Raw genomic sequence first — 22550 nt, 5'->3', positions numbered from 1 at the left:
GCCGGCCGCAGGCGGCGGCCGGCGCCTCACGTCCGGAGGCCCACCCGGTATGACCGAGCTCCATCTGTGGCTGCGCCACGAGGTTCGCACGACCGAGCGACGCACGCCGCTCGTTCCCGACGACGCCCGGCGGCTCGTAGGGAACGGAGTGGACCTGACCGTCGAGGAGTCCCCGCAGCGGATCTTCCCGATCGAGGAGTACGAGGCGGCCGGCTGCCGTGTCGCCCCCGCGGGCTCCTGGGTGTCCGCCCCGGCCGGCGCCGTCGTGCTCGGTCTCAAGGAACTGCCCCAAGGACCGGCCGGACTGACGCACCGCCACATCTTCTTCGGCCACGCCTACAAGGGCCAGCCGGGGGCGGCGGACCTGCTGGGCCGGTTCGCCGCCGGGGGCGGGGCGCTGTTCGACCTGGAGTACCTGGTGGACGACACCGGGCGGCGGCTGGCCGCCTTCGGCTTCTGGGCCGGCTACCTGGGTGCCGCCCTGGCCGTGCTGCAGCACCGGGGCCGGCTGCGGGCACCGCTGACGCCCACCACCGAGGACGTGCTGGACGAGACGCTCCGACCCGCTCCCGGCGACCCGGAGTTCACCGGCCTCGTCATCGGCGCCCTGGGGCGCAGCGGCCGCGGAGCGCGCGCGGCCTTCGCCACCGCCGGTGCCGACCCGACCTGCTGGGACCTCGAGGAGACCCGCGACCTGGACCGCCGGGCCCTGCTCCGGCACGACGTGATGGTCAACGCCGTCCTCGCCACCACCCCGGTCCCGCCCTTCCTGCGGGAGCGGGACCTCGACGCCCCGGACCGCCGCCTGCGCACCCTGTGCGATGTGACCTGCGACGTCGGCTCCCCGCTCAACGTCCTGCCGGTGTACGACGAGACCACCGACTGGGACGCACCGGTGCGCCGGCTGCGCGAGGCGCCCCCGCTCGACCTGATCGCCATCGACAACCTGCCCTCCCTGCTGCCGCTGGAGTCCAGCACCGACTTCTCGGCCGCCCTGCTGCCCCAGCTGCTGGAGTTCGGTGTGTCCGGGCCGTGGGGACGCTGTCTGGACCGGTTCCGGGAGGCCTGCCGCGCACACGGCCTGGACGTGCAGCGCTCCCTCGGCACCTGACGGCGGGCGGGAGGTTCAGTCCGTCAGCGCCTCGTGGACCATCCGCTTGAGGTCCTTGAAGACCGTGTGGGAGGTCCTGGGGCGCACCTGCGTCAGGAACTGCACCGTGAGGTCGCGGCCCGGGTCCACCCAGAACGTCGTCGTGGCGACCCCGCTCCAGCCGTAGGCGCCGGGCCCGGACGGCACCGGATTGCGGGACGGGTCGATCACCACGGAGCAGTTGAAGCCGAAGCCGATCCCGTCGTTGCCGGGCTCGTCGTGTGCCGGACGGCTGCCGAAGGCCCGCAGATCGGCGCCGCCGGGCAGGTGGTTGCGGGTCATCAGCTCCACGCTCTCGGGGGCGAGCAGCCGCACTCCGTCCAGTTCGCCCCGCCGGCGCAGCATCTCCATGAAGCGGTGGTAGTCGTACGCGGAGGCCACCATCCCGCCGCTGCCCGACAGGAACCGCGGCCGGCCGCGCAGGGGCAGCCCCGGGACGGGTTCGATGCCGCCGCCCTCCTTCTCCCCGTACATCTCGGAGAGCCGGGGCGCCTGTTCCTCGGTGATGTACAGGCCCGCGTCGTCCATGGCGAGCGGGGTGAAGATCCGCTCGGCGAGGAACGCGTCGAGCGGCTGCCCGGACACCACCTCGACGACCCGGCCCAGGACGTTGCTCGCCACGGAGTAGTTCCACTGGGTGCCCGGTTCGAACTGCAGCGGCAGGCTCGCGTACACCTCGATGGTCTCGGCGAGGTCGGCACCCGGCGGCACCGACGACTCCAGACCGGCCGCGCGGTACAGGGCGTCGACGGGGTGGGAGTGGTAGAAGCCGAAGGTCAGACCCGAGGTGTGGGTCAGCAGGTGCCGGACGAGTATCGGGTCCGCGGCGGGGCGGGTGCGCATCTCGGCGCCCGAGCCGCTCACATACACCCGCGGCTCGGCGAAGGCGGGCAGATGGTCGGCGACGGGGTCGTCCAGCCCGAGCCCGCCCTCCTCGACCAGCAACAGCGCGGCGACCGCCGTCACCGGCTTCGTCATGGAGTAGAACCGCCACAGCGTGTCGGGCTCGACCGGGAGCCCGGCCGCGATGTCCCGTCGGCCGTACGTGGTGAGGTGAGCGACGCGTCCGCCCCGGGCGAGGGAGACGAGGAAGCCCGGCAGCCGCCCCTCGTCGACCAGGCCGGCGAAGTGCCGGTCCAGTCGGGCCAGCGCCCGCGGATCCATACCGGCCTCGTCCGGGTCGGCCTCTTGTCGCAGCTGTGCCATCGCTCTTCCTCCGTCGCGCTCGTCGAGGTGGGATCCGGCATACCCCGCACGGACCACCTCCGACCCCTCCGTGGTGCAGGAACTCTTCATGATCGCGCAGCGGGAGGCCAGCGGGCCTGATCACCCCCCGGGGAGCGCAGGGCTATGCGGCGGGCTCCGCCGGTGCCGTCCCCGGGGTGCCGTCCCCGGCCGCCCGGCCGCCCGGTTGCCGGGCGCGGTGTGGGAGCGACGATTCACGGGGGCGTGACCCGCGGCGGAGTGGCCTGGTCACCGTCGGCGACCGGCAGCCGGATCGCGTTCGTGCCGCAGTCCACGGCGGCGACTGGGACCACCGGGCGCGCTTGATAGGCAAGTCGTTACTTGCCTATCGTGGGGGCGTGGCGGAGGATGTCTTCAAGGCGCTGGCCGACCCCACCCGCCGGCGCATCCTGGACGAGCTGGTGGAGCGGGACGGGCAGAGCCTGTTCGAGATCTGCACCCGCCTGGCGACCAAGCACGGACTGGGGCTGTCCCGCCAGGCGATCAGCCAGCACTTGGCCGTCCTGGAGTCGGCGGGTCTCGTCGTCACGCGGCGCGAGGGCCGCTACAAGTTCCACGACCTGAACACCGCACCCCTTGAGGCCGTCATGACCCGATGGCTCAAGCCCGAGGAACCGGAGGGCACCTCATGAGGATCCACATCACCAGCGTCTTCGTCGACGACCAGGAGCGGGCCCTGCGCTTCTACACGGACGTGCTCGGCTTCCTGAAGAAGCACGACGTGCCCGTCGGCGAGGCCCGCTGGATCACCGTGGTCTCGCCCGAGGACCCCGACGGGACGGAGCTGCTGCTGGAGCCGTCCGGGCACCCCGCGGTGCAGCCGTACAAGACGGCGCTGGTCGAGGACGGCATCCCGGCGGCGTCCTTCGCGGTGGACGACGTCCAGGCGGAGTGCGAGCGGCTGCGCGGGCTGGGGGTGCGGTTCACCCAGGAGCCCCTGGAGATGGGCTCGGTCACCACGGCCGTACTGGACGACACCTGCGGCAACCTCATCCAGATCGTGCACACCAAGGCGTAGCCGCCGCGCCCGCGGGCGGGCCCGCGGAACACGCGACCCCGCCCGGGGAGCGGACGCCGCCCGGGGCCGGGGTCCTCGTCCTCCCGCTTCCGGAAGTCCACGTCCCCGCCCCGGGGGGAAGGCGTCCGGGACCCGCTGCTCGGCGGGCGTCAAGTCGTCGATCCGCATCGACGGGGACTCTGACGTGCCCGGCCGGATACTGGCAACTCGCCTCCGGTCAGGCCTTATTGCGGCCGAATGTTCCACTCCTCGATGACAGGCCTGCCGTGCTCCGTGGACAGCCGGCAGACCGTGCCGGTCTCCAGGCGGAACAGCCGGCCCTCCGCCGGGGACAGGCCCAGCCGGCGGGCGGTCAGGACACGCAGGAAGTGGCCGTGGGCCACCAGCGCGACATCACCCTCGGGCAGCGCCGCCGTCACCCGGGACAGCACCCGGTCGGCGCGCTCGCCGACCTCCTCGGGGGACTCGCCCGGCTCGCCGCCGGGGCCGGGCGGGGCGCCGTCGGCCCACAGGTCCCAGCCGGGGCGGGTGCGGTGTATCTCCTCGGTGGTGACGCCCTCGTAGGCGCCGTAGTGCCACTCGTGCAGGTCCGGGTCCTGCTCGGCGCCCGTCAGGCCGACCAGTTCGGCGGTGTGCGCCGCGCGCCTGAGGGGGCTGGTGAGGACCCGTGCGAAGGAACGGTCCGCCAGGAGCGGGACCAGCGACCCGGCCTGCTCCTCACCGCGCGGGGTGAGGGGCAGGTCGGTGAAGCTGGTGTGCCGTCCGCTGCGGCTCCACTCCGTCTCGCCGTGGCGGACCAGCAGCAGATCGCCCACGCCGGTTACGCCTTCTTCGCCGACTCGACGGCGTGCCCGCCGAACTGGTTGCGCAGCGCCGCGATCATCTTCATCTGCGGGGAGTCGTCCTGCCGGGAGGCGAACCGGGAGAACAGGGAGGCGGTGATCGCGGGCAGCGGCACGGAGTTGTCGATCGCGGCCTCCACCGTCCAGCGTCCCTCGCCGGAGTCCTGGGCGTAGCCCCGCAGGCTCTCCAGGTGCTCGTCCTCGTCGAGCGCGTCGACCGCGAGGTCGAGCAGCCAGGAGCGGATGACGGTGCCCTCCTGCCAGGAGCGGAACACCTCGCGGACGTTGTCCACCGAGTCCACGGCCTCCAGCAGTTCCCAGCCCTCGGCGTAGGCCTGCATCATGGCGTACTCGATGCCGTTGTGGACCATCTTCGCGAAGTGCCCGGCGCCCACCTTGCCCGCGTGGACGAAGCCGTACGGGCCCGCCGGCTTCAGCGCCTCGAAGATCGGCCGCAGCCGGTCGACGGTCTCCTTCTCGCCGCCGACCATCAGGGCGTAGCCGTTCTCCAGTCCCCACACGCCGCCGGAGACGCCCGCGTCGACGAAGCCGATGCCGTGCTTGCCCAGCTCCTCGGCGTGCTTCTCGTCGTCCGTCCAGCGTGAGTTGCCGCCGTCGACCACCGTGTCCCACGGCTTGAGCAGGCCGCACAGCTGGTCGATGACGTGCTGGGTGGGGTGGCCGGCCGGGACCATGACCCAGACCGTGCGCGGCGCCTCCAGCCGGTTGACGAGGTCGCCCAGGCTGGCCACGTCGGACCGTTCCGGGTCGGTGTCGTAGCCGATGACGGTGTGGCCGGCGTTGCGCAGGCGCTCGCGCATGTTGCCGCCCATCTTGCCGAGACCCACAAGACCGATCTGCATGTCAGTTCACTTCCCGAAGATTGCGGTAGGCGGCCACCAGCGCGGCCGTGGACGGGTCGAGACCGGGGACGTGGGCGCCCTCGGTCAGGGCGGGCTCGACGCGCCGGGCGAGGACCTTGCCGAGTTCCACGCCCCACTGGTCGAAGGAGTCGATGTTCCACAGCGCCCCCTGCACGAACACCTTGTGCTCGTAGAGGGCGACCAGCTGGCCGAGGACCGACGGGGTCAGTTCGGTGGCCAGGATCGTCGTGGTCGGGTGGTTGCCCCTGAAGGTGCGGTGCGGCACCTGCTCCTCGGGCACGCCCTCGTCCCGGACCTCCTCGGGCGTCCTGCCGAAGGCGAGGGCCTGCGTCTGGGCGAAGAAGTTCGCCATCAGCAGGTCGTGCTGCGCCTTCAGGCCGTCGCTCAGTTCGCCGACCGGGCGGGCGAAGCCGATGAAGTCCGCCGGGATGAGCTGGGTGCCCTGGTGGATCAGCTGGTAGTAGGCGTGCTGCCCGTTGGTGCCCGGCGTGCCCCACACCACCGGCCCGGTCTGCCACTCCACCGGGCGGCCGTCGCGGTCCACCGACTTGCCGTTGGACTCCATGTCGAGCTGCTGGAGGTAGGCGGTGAACTTGGACAGGTAGTGGCTGTAGGGCAGCACCGCGTGCGACTGGGCGTCGAGGAAGTTGCCGTACCAGACACCCAGCAGGCCCATGATCAGCGGTGCGTTGGCCTCGGCGGGGGCGGTGCGGAAGTGCTCGTCGACGATGCGGAACCCGTCGAGCATCTCCCGGAACCGGTCCGGGCCGATGGCGATCATCAGCGACAGGCCGATCGCGGAGTCGTAGGAGTACCGACCGCCGACCCAGTCCCAGAACTCGAACATGTTCTCGGCGTCGATGCCGAACCCGGTGACCTTCTCCGCGTTCGTCGACAGCGCCACGAAGTGCCGGGCCACCGCCTTCTCGTCGCCCCCGAGGCCGTCGAGCAGCCAGGAGCGCGCCGAGGTCGCGTTGGTGATCGTCTCGACGGTGGTGAAGGTCTTGGACGCGACGATGAACAGCGTCTCCGCCGGGTCCAGGTCCCTGATCGCCTCGTGCAGGTCGTAGCCGTCGACGTTCGAGACGAAGCGGAACCCCAGCTCACGCGCGGTGAACGGGCGCAGTGCCTCGTAGGCCATGGCCGGGCCGAGGTCGGAGCCGCCGATGCCGATGTTGACGACGTTGCGGATCCGTCTGCCGGTGTGCCCGGTCCACTCGCCCGAGCGCACCCGGTCCGCGAAGCCGGCCATCCTGTCGAGCACGGCGTGCACGCCCGGTACGACGTTCTCGCCGTCGACCTCGATCACGGCGTCCCGGGGCGCCCGCAGCGCGGTGTGCAGCACGGCCCGGTTCTCGGTGGTGTTGATCCTCTCGCCGCGGAACATGGCGTCCCGCAGCCCGAACACATCCGTGGCGGCGGCCAGTTCCTGCAGCAGGGCCAGCGTCTCGTCGGTGATCAGGTGCTTGGAGTAGTCGATGCGCAGATCGCCGACGCGCACGACGTGGCGTTCGGCGCGGCCGGGGTCGGTGGCGAACAGCTCACGCAGGGTCGGCCGCGGCAGGGCGTCCGCGCGGTGGTCCTCCAGGGCGGCCCACTCGGGCCGTCGCGTGAGCCGGGGGGAGTCAGACATGGGCGGGGGTCTCCTCGGTCGCCTCGCCGTTCAGGGCGATGGCGTACATCTCGTCGGCGTCGAGGCGCCGCAGCTCCTCGGCGATGAGTTCGGAGGTGGCGCGGACCTTCAGCGCCAGGGTGCGCGGCGGCTGGCCCGGCAGGGACAGCGTGGCCAGCGGGCCCTCCGGGCGGTCGATGACGATCTCGCCCGACTCCGTGCCCAGGCGCACGGCCGTCACCACCGGGCCGGCGGTCACCACCCGCTCGACCCGGACGTGCAGCCGGGCCTCCAGCCAGCGGGCCAGCAGCTCCGCGGCCGGGTTCTCGGCCTCGGCCTCCACGGCCGCCGAGGTGATCGGCACCCGGGCCTGGTCCAGTGCCGCAGCCAGCATCGAACGCCAGGGCGTCAGCCGCGTCCAGGCGAGGTCGGTGTCGCCGGGCGCGTAGGCACGGGCCCGGGCCTGCAGCGTCTCCAGCGGGTTCTCCACGGCGTACAGGTCGGTGATCCGCCGCTGGGCCAGCGCCCCCAGCGGATCCTTCGCCGGCACCTCGGGGGCGTCCACCGGCCACCACACCACCACCGGCGCGTCCGGCAGCAGCAGCGGCAGGACGACCGAGTCGGCGTGCTCGGACACCTCGCCGTAGGTCCGCAGGATCACCGTCTCCCCGGTGCCCGCGTCCGCGCCCACCCGGACCTCGGCGTCCAGCCGGGAGGACTGGCGGTCGCGCGCGGTGCGGGCGTGCCGCCTGATGACGACCAGGGTGCGCGAGGGGTGCTCGTGGGAGGCCTCCTCGGACGCCTTGATCGCGTCGTAGGCGTTCTCCTCGTCCGTGACGATCACCATCGTCAGGACCATGCCCACGGCGGGCGTCCCGATGGCGCGGCGGCCCTGCACGAGCGCCTTGTTGACCTTGCTTGCCGTGGTGTCGGTCAGGTCGATCTTCATGGCCTGCGCCAGCTCCGTCCGTCTCGTGCGAGCATCTCGTCGGCTTCCGCGGGTCCCCAGCTGCCCGAGGCGTACTGAGCGGGCCGGCCGTGCGTGGCCCAGTACCGCTCGATCGGGTCGAGGATCTTCCAGGACTCTTCCACTTCCTGGTGGCGCGGGAACAGGTTCGCGTCGCCCAGGAGGACGTCCAGGATCAGCCGTTCGTACGCCTCCGGGCTCGATTCGGTGAACGACTCGCCGTAGGCGAAGTCCATCGTCACGTCCCGGATCTCCATCGACGTGCCCGGCACCTTCGAGCCGAAGCGGACCGTGACGCCCTCGTCCGGCTGGACGCGGATGACGATCGCGTTCTGGCCGAGCTCCTCGGTGGCGGTGGAGTCGAAGGGGGAGTGCGGGGCCCGCTGGAAGACGACCGCGATCTCCGTCACCCGGCGCCCCAGCCGCTTGCCGGTGCGCAGGTAGAACGGCACGCCCGCCCAGCGGCGGTTGTCAACCTGGAGCCGGATCGCCGCGAAGGTGTCGGTGGTGGACGCCGGGTCGATGCCGTCCTCCTCCAGGTAGCCGCGCACCTTCGTGCCGCCCTGCCAGGCCGCGGCGTACTGCCCGCGCACGGCGTTCGCCCCCAGGTCCTGCGGCAGCCGCACGGCCTTGAGGACCTTCAGCTTCTCGGTGAGCAGCGAGGCGGCGTCGAACGCCGCCGGTTCCTCCATGGCGGTGAGGGCCATGAGCTGCAGCAGGTGGTTCTGGATGACGTCGCGGGCGGCGCCGATGCCGTCGTAGTAGCCGGCCCGGCCGCCGATGCCGATGTCCTCGGCCATGGTGATCTGCACGTGGTCGACGTACGACCGGTTCCAGACCGGCTCGAACAGCTGGTTGGCGAAACGCAGCGCCAGGATGTTCTGGACGGTCTCCTTGCCGAGGTAGTGGTCGATCCGGAAGACCTGCTCCGGGTCGAACACGTCGTGCACGATCGCGTTGAGCTCCTCGGCCGACTCCAGGTCGTGCCCGAACGGCTTCTCGATGACCGCGCGGCGCCAGGACCCCTCGGGGGCGTCCGCCAGCTTGTGCTTCTTCAGCTGCTGGACGACCTTGGGGAAGAACTTCGGCGGCACCGAGAGGTAGAAGGCGTAGTTGCCGCTGGTGCCCCGGGAGGCGTCCAGTTCCTCGACGGCGGCGCGCAACTGCTTGAAGGCCGTGTCGTCGTCGAAGTCGCCGGGGATGAACCGCATGCCCTCGGCGAGCTGCTGCCAGACCTCCTCGCGGAAAGGGGTCCGGGCGTGCTCGCGCACCGCGTCGTGGACGACCTGCGCGAAGTCCTGGTCCTCCCAGTCCCGGCGGGCGAAGCCGACCAGCGAGAAGCCCGGCGGCAGCAGGCCGCGGTTGGCCAGGTCGTAGACGGCCGGCATCAGCTTCTTGCGGGACAGGTCGCCGGTGACGCCGAAGATGACGAGCCCGGAGGGGCCCGCGATCCTCGGCAGCCGGCGGTCGCGCGGGTCGCGCAGGGGGTTCTCGAAGCGGGTGTCGCCCTGCGCCGTGCGGGGAGCGCCGCCCGCCCGGACGCCCTCGGTCGCGGCCGGGGCGCCGGTGCCGCCCGCCCCGGCAGCGCCGCCGCTCACCCCGGTCTGCTCGACCCCGGCCGCCTCCTGTGCCGCCCGGGTCTCCTTGTCCTCCTCGGGCTCCTTCGTCTCCCGCTCGGCCGTCCGGGGGATCCCCTCGCTCATTCCGCGTCAGCTCCCTTGCTGTTGAGGGACTTGGTGACCGTGTCCAGCAGGTCCTGCCATGCCACCTCGAACGTGGCCACTCCCTCGTCGTCCAGTTGCCGCACCACCCCGTCGTATGCAATGCCGAGCCGATCGACTGCCGCCAGGGTCGGCCCGGGCCTGTGCGTAACCGCGCCTGACGGTGTCGCCCCGGACGTCACCGTGCGCCGCGACGGCGTTCAGCGTGGCCTCCGGCATCGTGTTCACCGTGCCGGGGGCGACCAGCTCGTCCACGTACAGGGTGTCCTCGTAGGCGGGGTCCTTCACACCGGTGGAGGCCCGAAGGGGGCGCTGCCGGTGCGCGCGGGCGCCTTCCAGGGCCCGCCAGCGCGCGCCCGCGAAGACCTGCTCGTACGCCTCGTAGGCGAGCCGTGCGTTGGCCAGGGCCGCCCGGCCCCTCAGCGCCAGTGCCTCGTCCGTGCCCAGCGGCGTCAGCCGCTTGTCGCTCTCGGAGTCGACCCGGGAGACGAAGAACGACGCCACCGAGTGGATCGCCGACAGCTCCAGGCCGGCCGCCTGCGCCTTCTCCAGGCCGGCGAGACGAACGTCCATCACCTCGCGGTAACGCTCCCGGGAGAAGATCAGCGTCACGTTGACGCTGACACCCGCCGAGATCACCTCAGTGATCGCGGGCAGGCCCGCCTTCGTCGCCGGGATCTTGACCATCACGTTGGGGCGGTCCACCAGCCAGGCCAGCCGGCGGGCCTCGGCGACGGTCGCCACCGTGTCGTGGGCCAGCCTGGGGTCGACCTCGATGGAGACCCGGCCGTCCCGGCGGCCGGTCGCGTCGAACACCGGCCGCAGCACGTCGGCGGCGGCCCGCACGTCGGCGGTCGTCATCATCCGGACGGCCTCGTCCACGGCGACGCCCCGTACGGCGAGGTCAGCGAGCTGCTCCTCGTAGCCCTCCCCGGAGCCGACGGCGGCCTGGAAGATGGACGGGTTGGTGGTGACGCCGACGACGTTCCGGGTCGCCACCAGCTCCGCCAGGTCGCCGGACTCGATCCGCCGGCGTGACAGGTCGTCGAGCCGGATCGACACGCCCTCAGAGCGTGTAGGCGGCCGGCGCCAGACTCATCGCGGTGCCCGGGTGACCGTTGCCGACCCGCTGCACGGCGTCGGCCGCCAGCAGGCGGGCGGTGTCGACCGCGCGCCGGTCGAGGTCGGTCCATTCGAAGCCGTCCGCTGTCTGCGTGCTCATCTTCAAGAAGTCCTCGAACGAAGCGAAGGGGCTGGTCTGACGCGTCCAAAACTAAAAGTCTGACTTATTTGCGGGAAGGTCCCCGTGTGCCAGCCTGTGGTGAAAGTGGGACACCCCTGAACAGCACGGCCCAGCACGGCCCAGCACGGCACGGCAGGGCACGGCTGGCCGCGGCACATCGGCGGGACGGCACGAGGCGGAGATGGCGGAGATGGCGGACAGAGGCGCCCAAGGCGGCGGCGGGATCAGAACGTTCCCCTTCCCGGTCGAGCTGAGCGTCGGACGAGTCGGCATGCAGGTCGGCCCGATGGGCACCGGCCGCACCTGGCACGCCGACGCGCCGCTGGAGCGGGTGCACCGCATCGACTTCCACGTCGTGATGCTGTTCGGCGAGGGCCCGGTCCGGCACATGATCGACTTCACCGAGTACGAGGCCACGGCGGGAGACCTGCTGTGGATCCGCCCGGGGCAGGTCCACCGCTTCTCGCGCAGCAGCGAGTACCGCGGAACGGTGCTGACCATGCAGCCCGGCTTTCTGCCCCGCTCGACGGTGGAGGCGACCGGCCTGTACCGCTACGACCTGCCGCCGTTGCTCCGCCCCGACGCGGCACAGCTCGACGCCCTGCGGGCCGGACTGGGCCAGTTGCGGCGCGAGTACGAGGACACGGCCTCCCTGCCACCGAGCCTGCACACCGCCGTCCTGCGCCACACCCTGACGGCGTTCCTGCTGCGTCTCGCGCATCTCGCGGCGCGTTCGGCGGAGGCGGTGCGCCGGCAGTCCGACTCCACCTTCACCCTCTTCCGGGACGCCGTGGAGCGGGACTTCGCCACCAACCACAGCGTCAGCGCCTACGCGGACGGCCTCGGTTACTCCCGCCGCACCCTGGTCCGCGCGGTTCGCGCCGCCACCGGCGAGACCCCGAAGGCCTTCATCGACAAGCGTGTCGTGCTGGAGGCCAAACGCCTCCTCGCGCACACCGACCTGCCGATCGGCCGGGTCGGCGCGGCGGTCGGTTTCGCCGACGCCGCCAACTTCTCCAAGTTCTTCCAGCAGCACACCGACCGGACCCCGGCGGCGTTCCGCGCGGATCTGCGCTGAGGGCAGCGGAAAGGGGCTCCACGCGTGCGTGCGCGAAGCCCCTCGCCGGGCCGGTCAGCGCCCGAAGGTGAACCAGTTGACGTTCACGAAGTCCGCCGGCTGGCCGCTGGTGAAGGTCAGATGGACGTCGTGGGTGCCGGTCACGGAGCTGATGTTCGCGGGAACGGTCCGCCAGGACTGCCAGCCCCCGGTACTGCCCACCGCGATACTCCCGACGGGCGGGTTGCTCCGGCTGTCCAGCCGCACCTCGACCAGGCCGCTGACGCCGGGCGCCGCGCCGCTCGCGAGCCGGGCGCTGAACTGCCGGGCCGCCGTGGAGCCGAAGTCGACGCCCTTGAACTGCAGCCAGTCCCCGTTGGCCAGCGAGCCGACGTTCCGGCCGCCGCCCGAGTCGGTGGTCGTCTCGGTCATGGCCCCGGACTGGGCGTCGTAGGACTCGGCCTGGATGGTGCCGTAGGCGTCGCGGCCGCCGGTCGGCGGAGGCGTGGTGCCGCCGCCGGAGGACAGCACCTGCACGTAGTCGACGACCATCGCGTGGCCGGGCCGGGTGCCCGCGTCCGGGCCGCCGCCGAACGCGTCCGGGAAGCCGCCGCCCATCGCCACGTTGAGGATGACGTAGAAGCCGTGGTCCGTGGCATTGCGCCAGGTCGTCGCGTCGACCTGGTTCGCGCGCACGGTGTGGTAGGTGACGCCGTCGAGGGAGAAGCGGATCTCCTCGACGCTCGTGGAGCGGTCCCACTCCATCCGGTACGTGTGGAAGCCCGCCTGGCAGGAGGTGCCCTGGCAGGTGGTGGAACCGCCGATGCCGCTGGTCTCGTTGCAGGGGCCGCCCGGCGAGGTGCCGCAGTGCATGGTGGCGAACACCGTGTTCATGCCCTGGGTGTTCTCCATGATGTCCAGCTCGCCGACGGCCGGCCAGTTCCAGTAGGTGCCGCGGTAGGGGCCGCCGAGCATCCAGAAGGCGGGCCAGTAGCCCTTGGCGGCGGCGCCGGTGACGTTCGGGACCTGGATGCGCGACTCCACGCGGAGCTTGCCGCCGGCCGGGGGCTGGAAGTCGGTGCGGTTGGTCTCGATGCGGCCGGAGGTCCAGTTGCCTGCGGCGTCCCGCCGGGGCGTGATGCGGAGGTTGCCGTTGCCGTCGAGCGAGACGTTGTCGGTGCTGCTGGTCATCGTCTCGATCTCGCCGGTGCCCCAGTTGGCCGGGCCGCCCGGGTAGCTCTTGCCCGTCGCGTACTGCCATCGGGAGGTGTTGACGCCGCTGCCGGCGGGGCCGTCGAAGTCGTCGACGAACAACCGCGTCCAGCCCGACGGCGGCGGGGGAGCTGAGGCGTCGGCGGGCGCGGTGGCGACCGCCGAGGCGGCCGCAGCGAGGCCGAGGGTGCTGACGACGGCGACGAACGCGCGCCGGAGGGGGCGGGGTCTGCGGGAGGTGCCGGAGGTGGCGCTCATGTGGGGGGGCCTCTCGGTTCCGGAGGGGTGTGCGGGGAGGGGGAGCGCTGCTCTCGGACTGAGAGGTGAGAGCGCTCTCAGGGTGCCGTCAATGTGCTGCACCGGCTCCGGGGCGTCAAGAGGTGAAGCTGTGTGAAGTTCGTGAGGTCCCGTGGGTGCACAGCCTGAACCCCCCTTCAGGACAAAGGTGTTCGGGCTGCGGGTCGTGGGGTGGCGGGTGCGGCCGGACGTCCTCCGCCCTTCACGGCGGACAGAGATGTGATGAATGTGTGTGGGTCTCGGAGGTGGAGAGGGGGCGAACGGCGCATTGCGGAAACCGAGCCGGCAAGGTGCCATGCGAAGTTGGCCGAATATCCCTCCTCTCCGGGTGACCCGTGGTCTCGAAAATTGCCCGAACGGAGGGAGGTTGCGCCGAGCTGCTCTCAGAGACGGTCTTGATCGCCGCGTATCGAGGGGCCGGTACGGCTTCGTTCCATTACCATTGCGCGCGGCCGTGACGACCACTTCGCGACGACCTTGTCTCTTCGTTCCAGGAACCAGCTCGTCTGATCGGACCGGCCCACCGGATGACTAGCATGGCCGCACTAGGTCGGAGGGGCGCTGTCCAGTCGGCGCTCCAGCCCTTGACCTGCGGCCGTCCACATGTCGGTCGACGTATCTCCTGCTCCCAACGACCGAGGGACCGCGGAAATGTCAGTGCCTGCACCGCCCCGTCAGCATCGGCCGGCGACGTCCGTGAAGACGTCGCCGGCCGTACCCGTGGCCGTGTTGACGGTGAGTGCCGCGGCGGCGGCCGGTGCGGTCATGGCGGCCCCGGACCCCGCGCGGTCGTGGACGCTCGGCGCGGTCGCCGGCGGTTGGCTGTGCCTGGCCGCCGCAGTCCTCGTCAGCACCCTGCTGATCCGCAGGACCCGCCGGACCACGGCCCGGAACCTCGCCGAGGCCGACCGGCACATGACCCAGTGGGCACAGGTCTCCGCGGAGACCGCGCACCTGGTGAACGTCACCCTGCCCGCGGTCGCCGGACGGCTGCGGGACGGGGTGAGCGCGAGCGACACCCTGGCCACCGTCACACCCCCGTCGGACCCCCAACTGCGCCGCCTCGTACACACCTTCGCCTCCGCCGTCGAGGAGAGCACGCAGTACGCGGCCGCCGTGGACGCCGAGCGCAGGCACTACCGGCAGGAACTCGACGAGGCCGCCGCCGAGGCGGAACGCCTCACCGGCGAGACCCTGCCGGCCGCCGTCGCCAGGCTCCGCGACGGTCAGCCGGCGGACACGGTCCTCACCGAGCTGGAGTGGCCGCAGTCCCGCCTGCTGCGCTCGCCCGTGGAGTCGTTCGTGCGCGAACTCGCCCTCAGCGAGCGCCGGGCCGCCGCCGCGCAGGCCGCGTCGGCGAAGGCGCTCAGCCGGGTCCAGGCCAAGGCCGTCAGCATGCTCGCCGACCTGCGGGACATGCAGGAGCGGTACGGCGAGGAGGTCTTCGGCGACCTCCTCAAGCTCGACCACGCCACCTCGCAGCTCGGTCTGATGACCGACCGGCTCGCCCTGCTCATGGGCGGCCGCTCCAGCCGCGCCTGGAACAAGCCGATCGTGATGGAGAGCATCCTGCGCGGCGCGGTCGGCCGGATCGCCGCCTACCAGCGGGTGCGGCTGCACTGCTCGACCAGCGCCGCGATCTCCGGGTTCGCCGCCGAGGGAGTGATGCACCTCCTCGCCGAACTGATGGACAACGCCGCCAACTTCTCCCCGCCGATCGACGAGGTCCACGTCTACGTCGAGGAGCGCAGCGCCGGAATCGTCGTCACCATCGAGGACAGCGGACTGAAGATGGCCGCCGCGGCCATGCGGCGGGTCGAGGAGGCGGTGTCCGGGCGGATGACCGACCTCGCCTCGCTGCAGGGCACCCGCCTCGGCCTCGCCGTCGTCGGGCGGCTGGCGGTCAAGTACGGCATCAGCGTCAACTACCGGCCGTCGTCGCGGGGCGGTACCGGCGTGGTCGTGCTGATCCCGCCGCAGTTGCTCTCCCAGCGCCGCGAACCGGCGCCCGCCCAGCCCCTGCTGCGGCCCGCCGCCGCGGTACCGACGCCCGGTCCCGCCCCCGCGGCGGCACCCGAGCGCGCCGCGGCCCTCCCGGGGCCCGAGCCCGCCCCGGCCGCACGGGCCACCGAGCCCGAACCCCACGCGCGGCCGGCCGCCCCGGAGCAGCCCGCCGCCCGCGCGGACGCGCCCGAGCCCACCCGCCCGCGCTCCCACCCGGCCGGGCCGGCGAACGGCGGACCGGCCCCGAGCGGACCGGCCCAGAACGGGCTGCCCGTCCGTACCCCCGGACGCGCCATGGCCCAGGCGGAACGCGAGCGTGAACAGCGCCGCGGCCCCGCCCCCTCCGCCACCGAAGGCCGTGGCCCGGCACGCGACGCGGGCTCCAGCTTCGGCGCCTTCCACCGAGGGCGCCTGACCGGACGGGACACCGGCCGGGCGGCGGCCCGGCCCGAAGGGGAGCCCGAACCGCCGTCCGTCCCGTGATTCCCGCCCTCGCGCCCCGCGCCGTCGACACGGCGTGCACGTCCCTCGCTTGAGTTCGTGAGATTGGAGGAACGGGCCGGTGACCGGTCACCCGGGCACCACCGTCCCACTACCCACCATGCAGACCACCGACAACAGCCTCACCTGGCTTCTGCAGTCCCTGCTGGAGCGCACGCCGGGCACCCGGCACGCCCTGGTGCTGTCCCGGGACGGCCTGAAGCTGTGCTGGACCGACCATCTGACGCAGGACCAGGCCGACCAGCTCGCGGCGATCTGCTCCGGCCTCCAGGCACTCGCCCAGGGCGCCTCCGTCGAGTTCGGCGACGGGACCGGCGGCGTGCGCCACTCGATGACCGAGTTCCACGGCGGGCTGCTGTTCATCGTGGAGGCCGGCGAGGGCGCCCATCTCGCGGTCCTCGCCGAGCAGAACGCCGATCCCGGTGTCGTCGGCCACCAGATGACCGAGCTGGTCGAGCAGATCGGCGACCATCTGCGTGCCGAGCCGCGCCGGTCCGTCGCGGGGAGCGCCGGCTCGTGACGCGCAGGCCCGTGGACATCGGTGACCCCGACCGGCTCTACACGGTCACCGGCGGTCGCAGCCGCGCCGACGACGCCTTCGACCTGGTCACCCTCATCGTCAGCGAATGCGAACCCACGACCGGGATGCAGTCGGAGCACGCCCGGATCCTCGACCTGTGCCGGCACCCGACGGCCCTGGTCGAGGTCGCGGCGGAACTCAAGCTGCCGATCACGGTGGTCCGGATCCTGCTCGGGGACCTGCTCGCCACGGGCCGCATCACCGCCCGCCACCCCCGTGCGGCCCGGTCCGCCGCCTCGCTTCCCGACTCCGCCCTTCTCAAGGAGGTGCTCCATGGGCTCCGCAACCTCTGAGCTGCCCTCCCGACGCACACCCCTGGCCGACGCCGCCGAGACCGGCCTGAAGATCGTCATCGTCGGCGGGTTCGGGGTCGGCAAGACCACCCTGGTCCGCTCGGTCAGCGAGATCCGGCCCCTCAACACCGAAGAGGTGATGACCCAGGCGGGCATGGGCGTCGACGACACCCACCAGGTCGCGGGCAAGACGACCACCACGGTGGCGTTCGACTTCGGGCGCATCAGCCTCAACGAGACCATGGTGCTCTACCTGTTCGGCGCGCCCGGGCAGGAACGCTTCTGGTTCCTGTGGGACCGGCTCTTCTCCGGGACCCTCGGCGCGGTCGTCCTGGTCGACACCCGCCGCATGGACGACTCCTGGTACGCGATAGACAGGCTGGAACACCACGGCACACCGTTCGTGGTGGCCGTGAACCGGTTCGACGACGACGTCGCCCGGCACTCCCTGGACGAGATCCGGCAGGCGCTCGCCCTGCCCCCGCACGTGCCGCTGGTCGACTGCGACGCCCGGGTCCGGCAGTCCGGGAAGGACGTCCTGATCACCCTCGTGGACTACCTCTACGAACGGGCCCTGGCCCAGGAGACGACACTGTGACCGACACCGGACCCTCCTTCACCGACGCGCCGCCCCCGGGCTGCCCCGCCCACCCGGGCGCGGTGCGCCTGGGCGGACTGGAGTACCAGCAGACGCCGTCCCAGCTCTACCGCGCCCTGCGCCGGGAGCACGGCCCCATCGCACCCGTCCTGCTCGACGGCGACATCCCCGCCTGGCTCGTGCTCGGCTACTCCGAGGTCAGCTACGTGACCAGCCACGACGAGCTGTTCGCGCGGGACTCCCGGCGCTGGAACCAGTGGCCGAACATCCCGGAGGACTGGCCGCTGCTGCCGTTCGTCGGCTACCAGCCGTCCGTGCTGTTCACCGAGGGCGAGGAGCACCAGAGGCGCGCCGGGGTGATCACCGAGGCGCTGGAGGGCGTGGACCAGTTCGAGCTGGCCCGCGACTGCCAGATCATCGCCGACGAGCTGATCTCCGCCTTCTCCGGCAGCGGCCAGGCGGAGCTGATGAGCGCCTACGCGCACACGCTGCCCGCGCGGGCCGTGGTGCAGGTGTGCGGCATGCCGCTCGCGGGCGAGGACACCCGGCAGCTCGTGGACGACCTGCGGATCTCGCTCGACGCGGCGGAGGGCGAGGACCCCATCGCCGCCTACGGGCGGGTCGGCGCCCGGCTGACGCAGCTGGTGAAGGAGAAGCGGGAACGGCCCGGCCGGGACGTCACCACCAGGATGCTGGAGCACCCGGCGGGGCTGACGGACGAGGAGATCGTGCAGGACCTGATCTCCGTGATCGCGGCGGCCCAGCAGCCCACGGCGAACTGGATCTGCAACACGCTGCGGCTGCTGCTCACCGACGAGCGGTTCGCGCTGAACGTCTCGGGCGGCCGCCTCAGCGTGGGCGAGGCGCTCAACGAGGTGCTGTGGCTGGACACGCCGACGCAGAACTTCATCGGCCGCTGGGCGGTGCGCGACACCCAGCTCGGCGGACGGCGGATCCAGGCCGGTGACTGCCTGGTGCTGGGCCTGGCCGCGGCCAACACCGACCCGCAGATCTGGCCCGAGTCGCACGTCGGCGCGGAGAACGCCGCGCACCTGTCCTTCAGCAACGGCGAGCACCGCTGCCCGTACCCGGCACCGCTGCTGGCGGACGTCATGGCGCGTACGGCCGTCGAGACCCTGCTGGAGCGGCTGCCGGACCTGGTCCTGGCCGTGGAGCCGGACGAGCTGACCTGGCGGCCGTCGATCTGGATGCGGGGCCTGACGACGCTGCCGGTGGAGTTCACCCCCGTCGTGCAGTAGGACGGCGGGAGCGGGGCCCCGGCACGGGGGCCCCGTCCGTGACCGGGCCCCGGCACCGGGTCCCGTCCGCGACCGCGGGCCGTCAGGAGGCGACCGGCGTGAACCGGACCGGCAGGCTCTGCGGGCCACGGGTGAACACGCCCTGCTCGACCGGGTCGAAGCCGTCGGCCAGCCGTATGTCGGGCATCGCGTCGAGCAGCTGGTTCAGGCCGATCTCCACCTCTGCCTTGGCCAGCAGGGCGCCCACGCAGAAGTGCCGGCCGAGGGCGAAGGCGAGATGGTCCGCCGCGGCCGAGAAGGCGTTCTTGGTGGTGAGGTCGTCCCGGAAGATGTCGAACCGGTCCGGATCGCCGAAGCGGCTCGCGTCCCGGTTGGCGGCCCCGATCAGACAGGTGACGGTGACCCCCGCGGGGATGGTGCCGCCGCTCAGCTCCACCTCGGTCGCCGACTGGCGCATGATCATGTGGACGGGCGGCGTGTAGCGCAGCGTCTCGGCGAACGCCCGGGGGATCAGCGAGCGGTCCCGCTGCACGGCGGCGAGCTGGTCGGGGTGCAGCAGCAGGTTCGCGAAGATGCCGGCGATCGCCTTGTCGGTGGTCTCCCCGCCGGCGGCGAGCAGCAGGCTGCAGAACGCCTTGATGTCCTCGTCGCTCATCCTGACGCCGTCGACCTCGGCGGCGCACAGCGTGGAGAGCAGGTCGTCACCGAGGTGGTCCCGGCGCTGCCGGATGATCGGCAGCATGTACTCGGCGAACTCGACCCGGGTCCGTTCACCCGCCTCCGTCACCTCCGGGTCGCCCGAGAGGTTGCCGAGGAAGGCGATGACCGAGGTGTACCAGCGGTGGAAGCGGGCGTGGTCGGCCTTGTCGAGGCCCAGCATGTCCGCGATCACGTTGACCGGGAAGCGCGTGGCGTAGTCGGTGACCAGGTCGGCGGAGCCCGCGTGCCGGAAGGCGTCGATCAGCTCCCGGGAATTGCGCTCGATGACCGGCAGGAACTTCTCCTCCAGGTCGCTGCCGCGGAAGGCCGGGGCGACCAGGGCCCGCCGCACGGCGTGCTCCCGGCCGCTGAGCTGCAGGATCGTCTTGCCGTGCACCGGCTCGATCTGCCAGTTGTAGTTGTCGGTCGTGAACTGGCCCTCCTTGTCCTTGAAGACCCGCTCGACGTCCTCGTAGCGCGAGACGATGTAGCTCTGCGTCGCCTCGTGCCAGATGAGGGGAGCGCTCTCACGCATCACGCGGTAGGCGGGATAGGGGTCGGCGGCGAACTCGGGCGACAGAATGTCGGGGACCTGCTGCGCGGTGGACACGGGGCTCCCATGAGTCGGTAACGGGTGTACCGCACAAGGCTATTGATCATCCGTCACACGGGACAGGGGGTAGGTCCGTTTGTTGATTTCTGAACCGTGCATGGCCGGTTGTCGCCCCTGCGCGGATCCGTCTGGTCGGTCCGGGCTCGCGCCGTGCTGTTGCACGGGGGAATGTGGGGGCACTCGGGGTGGACGACAGACAGCAGCAGGAGGTAACCCGTGGCCGTTCGCCATCGCCTGATCCGAGTCGCTCCCCGCGCCGTGTGGGACGTCCTCGCCGACGGCCACCGCTACGCGGAGTGGGTGGTGGGGACCGCCGAGTCGCACCCCGTGCGCGGGCACTGGCCCGACAGGGACGCGGCGATCCGCTACCGGATCCGGCTCGGCCCGGTGGAGCTGACCAACCAGACGGTGGTCCGCACCTGCGAGCGGGGCCGGCTGCTGGAGCTGGAGGCCCACGCCGGCGTGCTGGGCACCGCGCGCATCTCGATCGAGGTGCGGCCGTGGGGCGAGGACTCCCTCGTGATCGTCGACGAGCACCCCCTGAGCGGCGCGGGCGGCCGACTGCACAACGTCGGCTTCGAGGCGCTGATCCAGCTGCGCCACCGCACCATGCTCGCCAGGCTGGCCCGGCTGTGCGAGAGCGGGACGGCGCAGACCGGGGGCGGCCGTCCCCTGGGCCAGGTGACGGTGGAGGCGGACGGAGCCGGCCGTGCCTGACGCCGTGGTGATCGGCGCCGGCCCCAACGGCCTGGTCGCCGCCAACCTCCTCGCGGACGCCGGATGGAGCGTGGAGGTGCTGGAGGAGCAGCCCGAACCGGGCGGTGCCGTGCGCCACGACCGCGGTGTCGACCCCGGCTTCGTCAACGACCTGTTCAGCTCCTTCTACCCCCTCGCGGCCGCCTCGCCCGTCCTCGCCGGGCTCCGCCTCGACGACCACGGACTGCGCTGGAGCCACGCGCCCAGCGTGCTGGCCCACCCCCTCACCGACGGCAGCTGCGCGGTCCTGGACCGGGACATCGGCACCACCGCCGCGTCCCTCGACACCTTCGCACCGGGCGACGGAGCCGCCTGGGAGCGGCTGCACGAGGTGTGGCGGAGCCTGCGCCCCGGTGTCCTGGACGCCCTGTTCACCCCGTTCCCGCCGGTGCGGGCGGCGGCCCGGCTGGCGCTGCGGCTGCGGGCGGCGGGCGGACTGCGCGTGGCGCGCTCCCTCGTCCTGCCGGTGCGCCGGATGGGGGAGGAGGAGTTCCGCGGCGAGGGCGGCCGCCTGCTGCTGGCGGGCAACGCCCTGCACGCCGACCTCGCGCCCGAGTCGGCGGTCAGCGGCGGCTTCGGCTGGCTGATGGCCATGCTCGGGCAGACGTACGGCTTCCCGGTCCCGGCCGGTGGCTCCGGCGCGCTCACCTCCGCCCTGGTGCGGCGCCTGGAGACCCGGGGCGGACGGGTGCGGTGCGGACAGCGCGTCGACCAGGTCGTCGTCCGCGGCGGCCGGGCCGTCGGCGTGCGCACGGCCGGCGGGGACGCGGTGCGGGCCCGCCGGGCGGTCCTGGCCGACGTGTCGGTGCCCGCCCTGTACGGCGGGCTCGTCGACCCCGAGCACCTGCCCGCGCAGCTCCTGGACGACCTGCGGCGCTTCCAGTGGGACTTCGCCACGTTCAAGGTCGACTGGGCGCTCGACGGCCCGGTGCCCTGGCGGGCCGAGCAGGCGTCCCGGGCCGGCACCGTGCACCTCGCCGACGGCCTGGACGAACTCACCCGCTTCGCGGCGCAGATCGCGATGCGGCAGGTCCCGGACCGGCCCTTCCTGCTGTTCGGGCAGATGACCACATCCGACGCCTCCCGCTCCCCGCAGGGCACCGAATCGGCCTGGGCCTACACGCACATCCCGCACGACATCCGCGCCGACGCCGCCGACGAGGGCATCACCGGCAGCTGGGACGCCAAGGACCAGGAGCTCATGGCCGACCGGGTCGAACGCCAGGTGGAACGCTTCGCCCCCGGCTTCCGCGGCCTGATCCGCAGCCGCCGCATCCTCGCGCCCCCGACCCTGGAGGCGCTCGACGGCAATCTCGTCGGCGGCGCCATCAACGGCGGCACGACCGCCATGCACCAGCAGCTCTTCTTCCGACCGCTGCCCGGCACCGGACGCCCGGAGACGCCGGTGCCCGGCCTGTACCTCGCCTCCTCCGGTGCCCACCCGGGCGGCGGCGTGCACGGCGCACCCGGAGCCAACGCGGCCCGGGCCGCGCTGCGCCGCCACTTCCCGCCCGGCCTCGCCGGCGCGCAGCGGGTCCTCGCCCGCCGCGACCGCACGGGTACCAAGCGCTGAGCGGGCGGGAAGGGCCGGGGCGGGCGCGGATCGGAGGGCCGGGGCGCGTACACCCTCCTGCGCTCCCTGCGCGCCCGTATGCCCCCGCCCGCCGACCGGGTGCACTCCGTGGACGCGGTCGCCGCCCGCGTGGTGAAGGGATGGAGCGCCGCCGCACGGCCGTCCACGCACCGCCCTGGCTGCGCCTGGGCCAGCCGCTGCGCCCGGCCGTACCGCCCGTGGTGCTGCGCCTGGCCCGCCGCGAGCTGCCCCGCCTGGAGTCCGAGGACCCGGTCCGCTACACGGGCCCGCCGGCGCCGGCGGCCGTGCCGACCGGCAGGCGTCCGGGGAGGACGGCTGACAGCGCGCTCAGAGCAGACGGGGCCAGTCCGGCGCAGGTCCGGATGCTCGCCGTGCGGCGCGGGCCGGGCGGCCGTCCGCCGGGCG

Annotated in this window: 19 protein-coding genes and 2 pseudogenes; 11 read left to right on the top strand and 10 right to left on the bottom strand. The window is 72.6% G+C overall.

What is annotated here, in order from left to right:
* Positions 1–49: 49 nt before the first annotated feature.
* On the top strand, positions 50–1111 hold the full coding sequence (locus ACFW6P_RS27065) for a saccharopine dehydrogenase (RefSeq protein WP_386425093.1): 1062 nt from the start codon (positions 50–52) through the stop codon (positions 1109–1111).
* 15 nt (positions 1112–1126) lie between these two features.
* Here the strand turns inward: ACFW6P_RS27065 and ACFW6P_RS27060 are convergent, their stop codons facing one another.
* Positions 1127–2356, bottom strand: a complete 1230-nt coding sequence (locus ACFW6P_RS27060; protein WP_386358520.1) for a serine hydrolase domain-containing protein — start codon at positions 2354–2356, stop codon at positions 1127–1129.
* 377 nt (positions 2357–2733) lie between these two features.
* Here ACFW6P_RS27060 and ACFW6P_RS27055 point away from each other — a divergent pair, with 377 nt between their 5' ends.
* Entirely contained in the window at positions 2734–3027 is a 294-nt protein-coding gene (locus tag ACFW6P_RS27055; protein WP_386358518.1) for an ArsR/SmtB family transcription factor, read from the top strand.
* Positions 3024–3413: a VOC family protein gene (locus ACFW6P_RS27050; RefSeq protein ID WP_386358516.1), complete on the top strand. Its 390-nt coding sequence runs from the start codon at positions 3024–3026 to the stop codon at positions 3411–3413. Before ACFW6P_RS27055 ends, ACFW6P_RS27050 begins: the two co-directional genes overlap by 4 nt.
* Positions 3414–3637: 224 nt before the next feature.
* Here the strand turns inward: ACFW6P_RS27050 and ACFW6P_RS27045 are convergent, their stop codons facing one another.
* The 7 genes and pseudogenes from ACFW6P_RS27045 to ACFW6P_RS27015 form a co-directional block, all read right to left on the bottom strand.
* Positions 3638–4228 (bottom strand): histidine phosphatase family protein, encoded by a 591-nt coding sequence (locus ACFW6P_RS27045; protein ID WP_386358514.1) that lies wholly within the window; start codon positions 4226–4228, stop codon positions 3638–3640.
* A gap of 5 nt (positions 4229–4233) precedes the next feature.
* Positions 4234–5118: a phosphogluconate dehydrogenase (NAD(+)-dependent, decarboxylating) gene (gene gnd, locus ACFW6P_RS27040; RefSeq protein WP_386358512.1), complete on the bottom strand. Its 885-nt coding sequence runs from the start codon at positions 5116–5118 to the stop codon at positions 4234–4236.
* Between the two features lies 1 nt (position 5119).
* Positions 5120–6772, bottom strand: coding sequence for a glucose-6-phosphate isomerase (gene pgi, locus ACFW6P_RS27035; protein WP_386425090.1), 1653 nt, complete (start codon positions 6770–6772; stop codon positions 5120–5122).
* On the bottom strand, positions 6765–7700 hold the full coding sequence (gene opcA / locus ACFW6P_RS27030) for a glucose-6-phosphate dehydrogenase assembly protein OpcA (protein ID WP_386358509.1): 936 nt from the start codon (positions 7698–7700) through the stop codon (positions 6765–6767). Before opcA ends, pgi begins: the two co-directional genes overlap by 8 nt.
* The gene (zwf, locus tag ACFW6P_RS27025) at positions 7697–9421 is read right to left on the bottom strand and encodes a glucose-6-phosphate dehydrogenase (RefSeq protein WP_386358507.1); all 1725 of its coding nucleotides are present in this window, start codon (positions 9419–9421) and stop codon (positions 7697–7699) included. The genes opcA and zwf overlap by 4 nt, the downstream gene beginning before the upstream one ends.
* Positions 9418–10501 (bottom strand): annotated as a pseudogene (tal, locus tag ACFW6P_RS27020) (transaldolase). Before tal ends, zwf begins: the two are co-directional and overlap by 4 nt.
* Before the next feature lie 7 nt (positions 10502–10508).
* Positions 10509–10661 (bottom strand): annotated as a pseudogene (locus tag ACFW6P_RS27015) (hypothetical protein); the annotation flags it as partial.
* Between the two features lie 211 nt (positions 10662–10872).
* Between ACFW6P_RS27015 and ACFW6P_RS27010 the strand changes: the two are divergent.
* Positions 10873–11760 carry a helix-turn-helix domain-containing protein gene (locus ACFW6P_RS27010; RefSeq protein WP_386358503.1) on the top strand — a complete coding sequence of 296 codons (888 nt, stop codon included), beginning with the start codon at positions 10873–10875 and terminating at the stop codon, positions 11758–11760.
* A 54-nt stretch (positions 11761–11814) separates the two neighbouring features.
* Here the strand turns inward: ACFW6P_RS27010 and ACFW6P_RS27005 are convergent, their stop codons facing one another.
* A complete protein-coding gene (locus ACFW6P_RS27005; protein ID WP_386358501.1) occupies positions 11815–13209 on the bottom strand; it encodes a glycoside hydrolase family 16 protein in 1395 nt (464 codons plus the stop codon).
* Positions 13210–13899: 690 nt separating this feature from the next.
* On the opposite strand from ACFW6P_RS27005, the gene ACFW6P_RS27000 reads away from it, so the two are divergent.
* The 5 genes from ACFW6P_RS27000 to ACFW6P_RS26980 all read left to right on the top strand — a co-directional run bounded on the left by ACFW6P_RS27000 (position 13900) and on the right by ACFW6P_RS26980 (position 18483).
* Positions 13900–15735 (top strand): ATP-binding protein, encoded by a 1836-nt coding sequence (locus ACFW6P_RS27000; protein ID WP_386425088.1) that lies wholly within the window; start codon positions 13900–13902, stop codon positions 15733–15735.
* 79 nt (positions 15736–15814) lie between these two features.
* Positions 15815–16273 carry a roadblock/LC7 domain-containing protein gene (locus ACFW6P_RS26995; protein ID WP_386425087.1) on the top strand — a complete coding sequence of 153 codons (459 nt, stop codon included), beginning with the start codon at positions 15815–15817 and terminating at the stop codon, positions 16271–16273.
* Positions 16270–16626, top strand: a complete 357-nt coding sequence (locus tag ACFW6P_RS26990) for a DUF742 domain-containing protein (RefSeq protein WP_386358495.1) — start codon at positions 16270–16272, stop codon at positions 16624–16626. The genes ACFW6P_RS26995 and ACFW6P_RS26990 overlap by 4 nt, the downstream gene beginning before the upstream one ends.
* Entirely contained in the window at positions 16607–17224 is a 618-nt protein-coding gene (locus ACFW6P_RS26985) for an ATP/GTP-binding protein (protein WP_386358494.1), read from the top strand. The genes ACFW6P_RS26990 and ACFW6P_RS26985 overlap by 20 nt, the downstream gene beginning before the upstream one ends.
* On the top strand, positions 17221–18483 hold the full coding sequence (locus ACFW6P_RS26980) for a cytochrome P450 (protein ID WP_386358492.1): 1263 nt from the start codon (positions 17221–17223) through the stop codon (positions 18481–18483). The genes ACFW6P_RS26985 and ACFW6P_RS26980 overlap by 4 nt, the downstream gene beginning before the upstream one ends.
* 82 nt (positions 18484–18565) lie before the next feature.
* Here ACFW6P_RS26980 and ACFW6P_RS26975 read toward each other — a convergent pair whose 3' ends face one another.
* The gene (locus tag ACFW6P_RS26975; RefSeq protein ID WP_386358490.1) at positions 18566–19792 is read right to left on the bottom strand and encodes a cytochrome P450; all 1227 of its coding nucleotides are present in this window, start codon (positions 19790–19792) and stop codon (positions 18566–18568) included.
* 219 nt (positions 19793–20011) lie between these two features.
* On the opposite strand from ACFW6P_RS26975, the gene ACFW6P_RS26970 reads away from it, so the two are divergent.
* Together ACFW6P_RS26970 and ACFW6P_RS26965 are read left to right on the top strand one after the other, a co-directional pair.
* Entirely contained in the window at positions 20012–20512 is a 501-nt protein-coding gene (locus tag ACFW6P_RS26970) for an SRPBCC family protein (RefSeq protein ID WP_386425084.1), read from the top strand.
* Positions 20505–22124 carry a phytoene desaturase family protein gene (locus tag ACFW6P_RS26965; RefSeq protein WP_386425081.1) on the top strand — a complete coding sequence of 540 codons (1620 nt, stop codon included), beginning with the start codon at positions 20505–20507 and terminating at the stop codon, positions 22122–22124. Before ACFW6P_RS26970 ends, ACFW6P_RS26965 begins: the two co-directional genes overlap by 8 nt.
* The last annotated feature ends 426 nt before the right edge of the window (positions 22125–22550 follow it).

It is taken from the genome of Streptomyces sp. NPDC058741, from assembly GCF_042746715.1.
Lineage (GTDB): Bacteria > Actinomycetota > Actinomycetes > Streptomycetales > Streptomycetaceae > Streptomyces.
The sequence above is the reverse complement of the archived record's forward strand: the minus strand, read 5'-3'. Positions and strand labels throughout refer to the sequence as shown.

Bases quoted from the DNA above. Each gene is read 5' to 3' on its own strand.
- ACFW6P_RS27065 (WP_386425093.1), top strand. From the start codon at position 50: ATGACCGAGCTCCATCTGTGGCTGCGCCACGAGGTTCGCACGACCGAG.
- ACFW6P_RS27005 (WP_386358501.1), bottom strand. From the start codon at position 13,209: ATGAGCGCCACCTCCGGCACCTCCCGCAGACCCCGCCCCCTCCGGCGC.
- ACFW6P_RS26985 (WP_386358494.1), top strand. From the start codon at position 16,607: ATGGGCTCCGCAACCTCTGAGCTGCCCTCCCGACGCACACCCCTGGCC.
- zwf (WP_386358507.1), bottom strand. From the start codon at position 9,421: ATGAGCGAGGGGATCCCCCGGACGGCCGAGCGGGAGACGAAGGAGCCC.
- ACFW6P_RS27050 (WP_386358516.1), top strand. From the start codon at position 3,024: ATGAGGATCCACATCACCAGCGTCTTCGTCGACGACCAGGAGCGGGCC.
- opcA (WP_386358509.1), bottom strand. From the start codon at position 7,700: ATGAAGATCGACCTGACCGACACCACGGCAAGCAAGGTCAACAAGGCG.
- gnd (WP_386358512.1), bottom strand. From the start codon at position 5,118: ATGCAGATCGGTCTTGTGGGTCTCGGCAAGATGGGCGGCAACATGCGC.
- pgi (WP_386425090.1), bottom strand. From the start codon at position 6,772: ATGTCTGACTCCCCCCGGCTCACGCGACGGCCCGAGTGGGCCGCCCTG.
- ACFW6P_RS27000 (WP_386425088.1), top strand. From the start codon at position 13,900: ATGTCAGTGCCTGCACCGCCCCGTCAGCATCGGCCGGCGACGTCCGTG.
- ACFW6P_RS27060 (WP_386358520.1), bottom strand. From the start codon at position 2,356: ATGGCACAGCTGCGACAAGAGGCCGACCCGGACGAGGCCGGTATGGAT.
- ACFW6P_RS27010 (WP_386358503.1), top strand. From the start codon at position 10,873: ATGGCGGACAGAGGCGCCCAAGGCGGCGGCGGGATCAGAACGTTCCCC.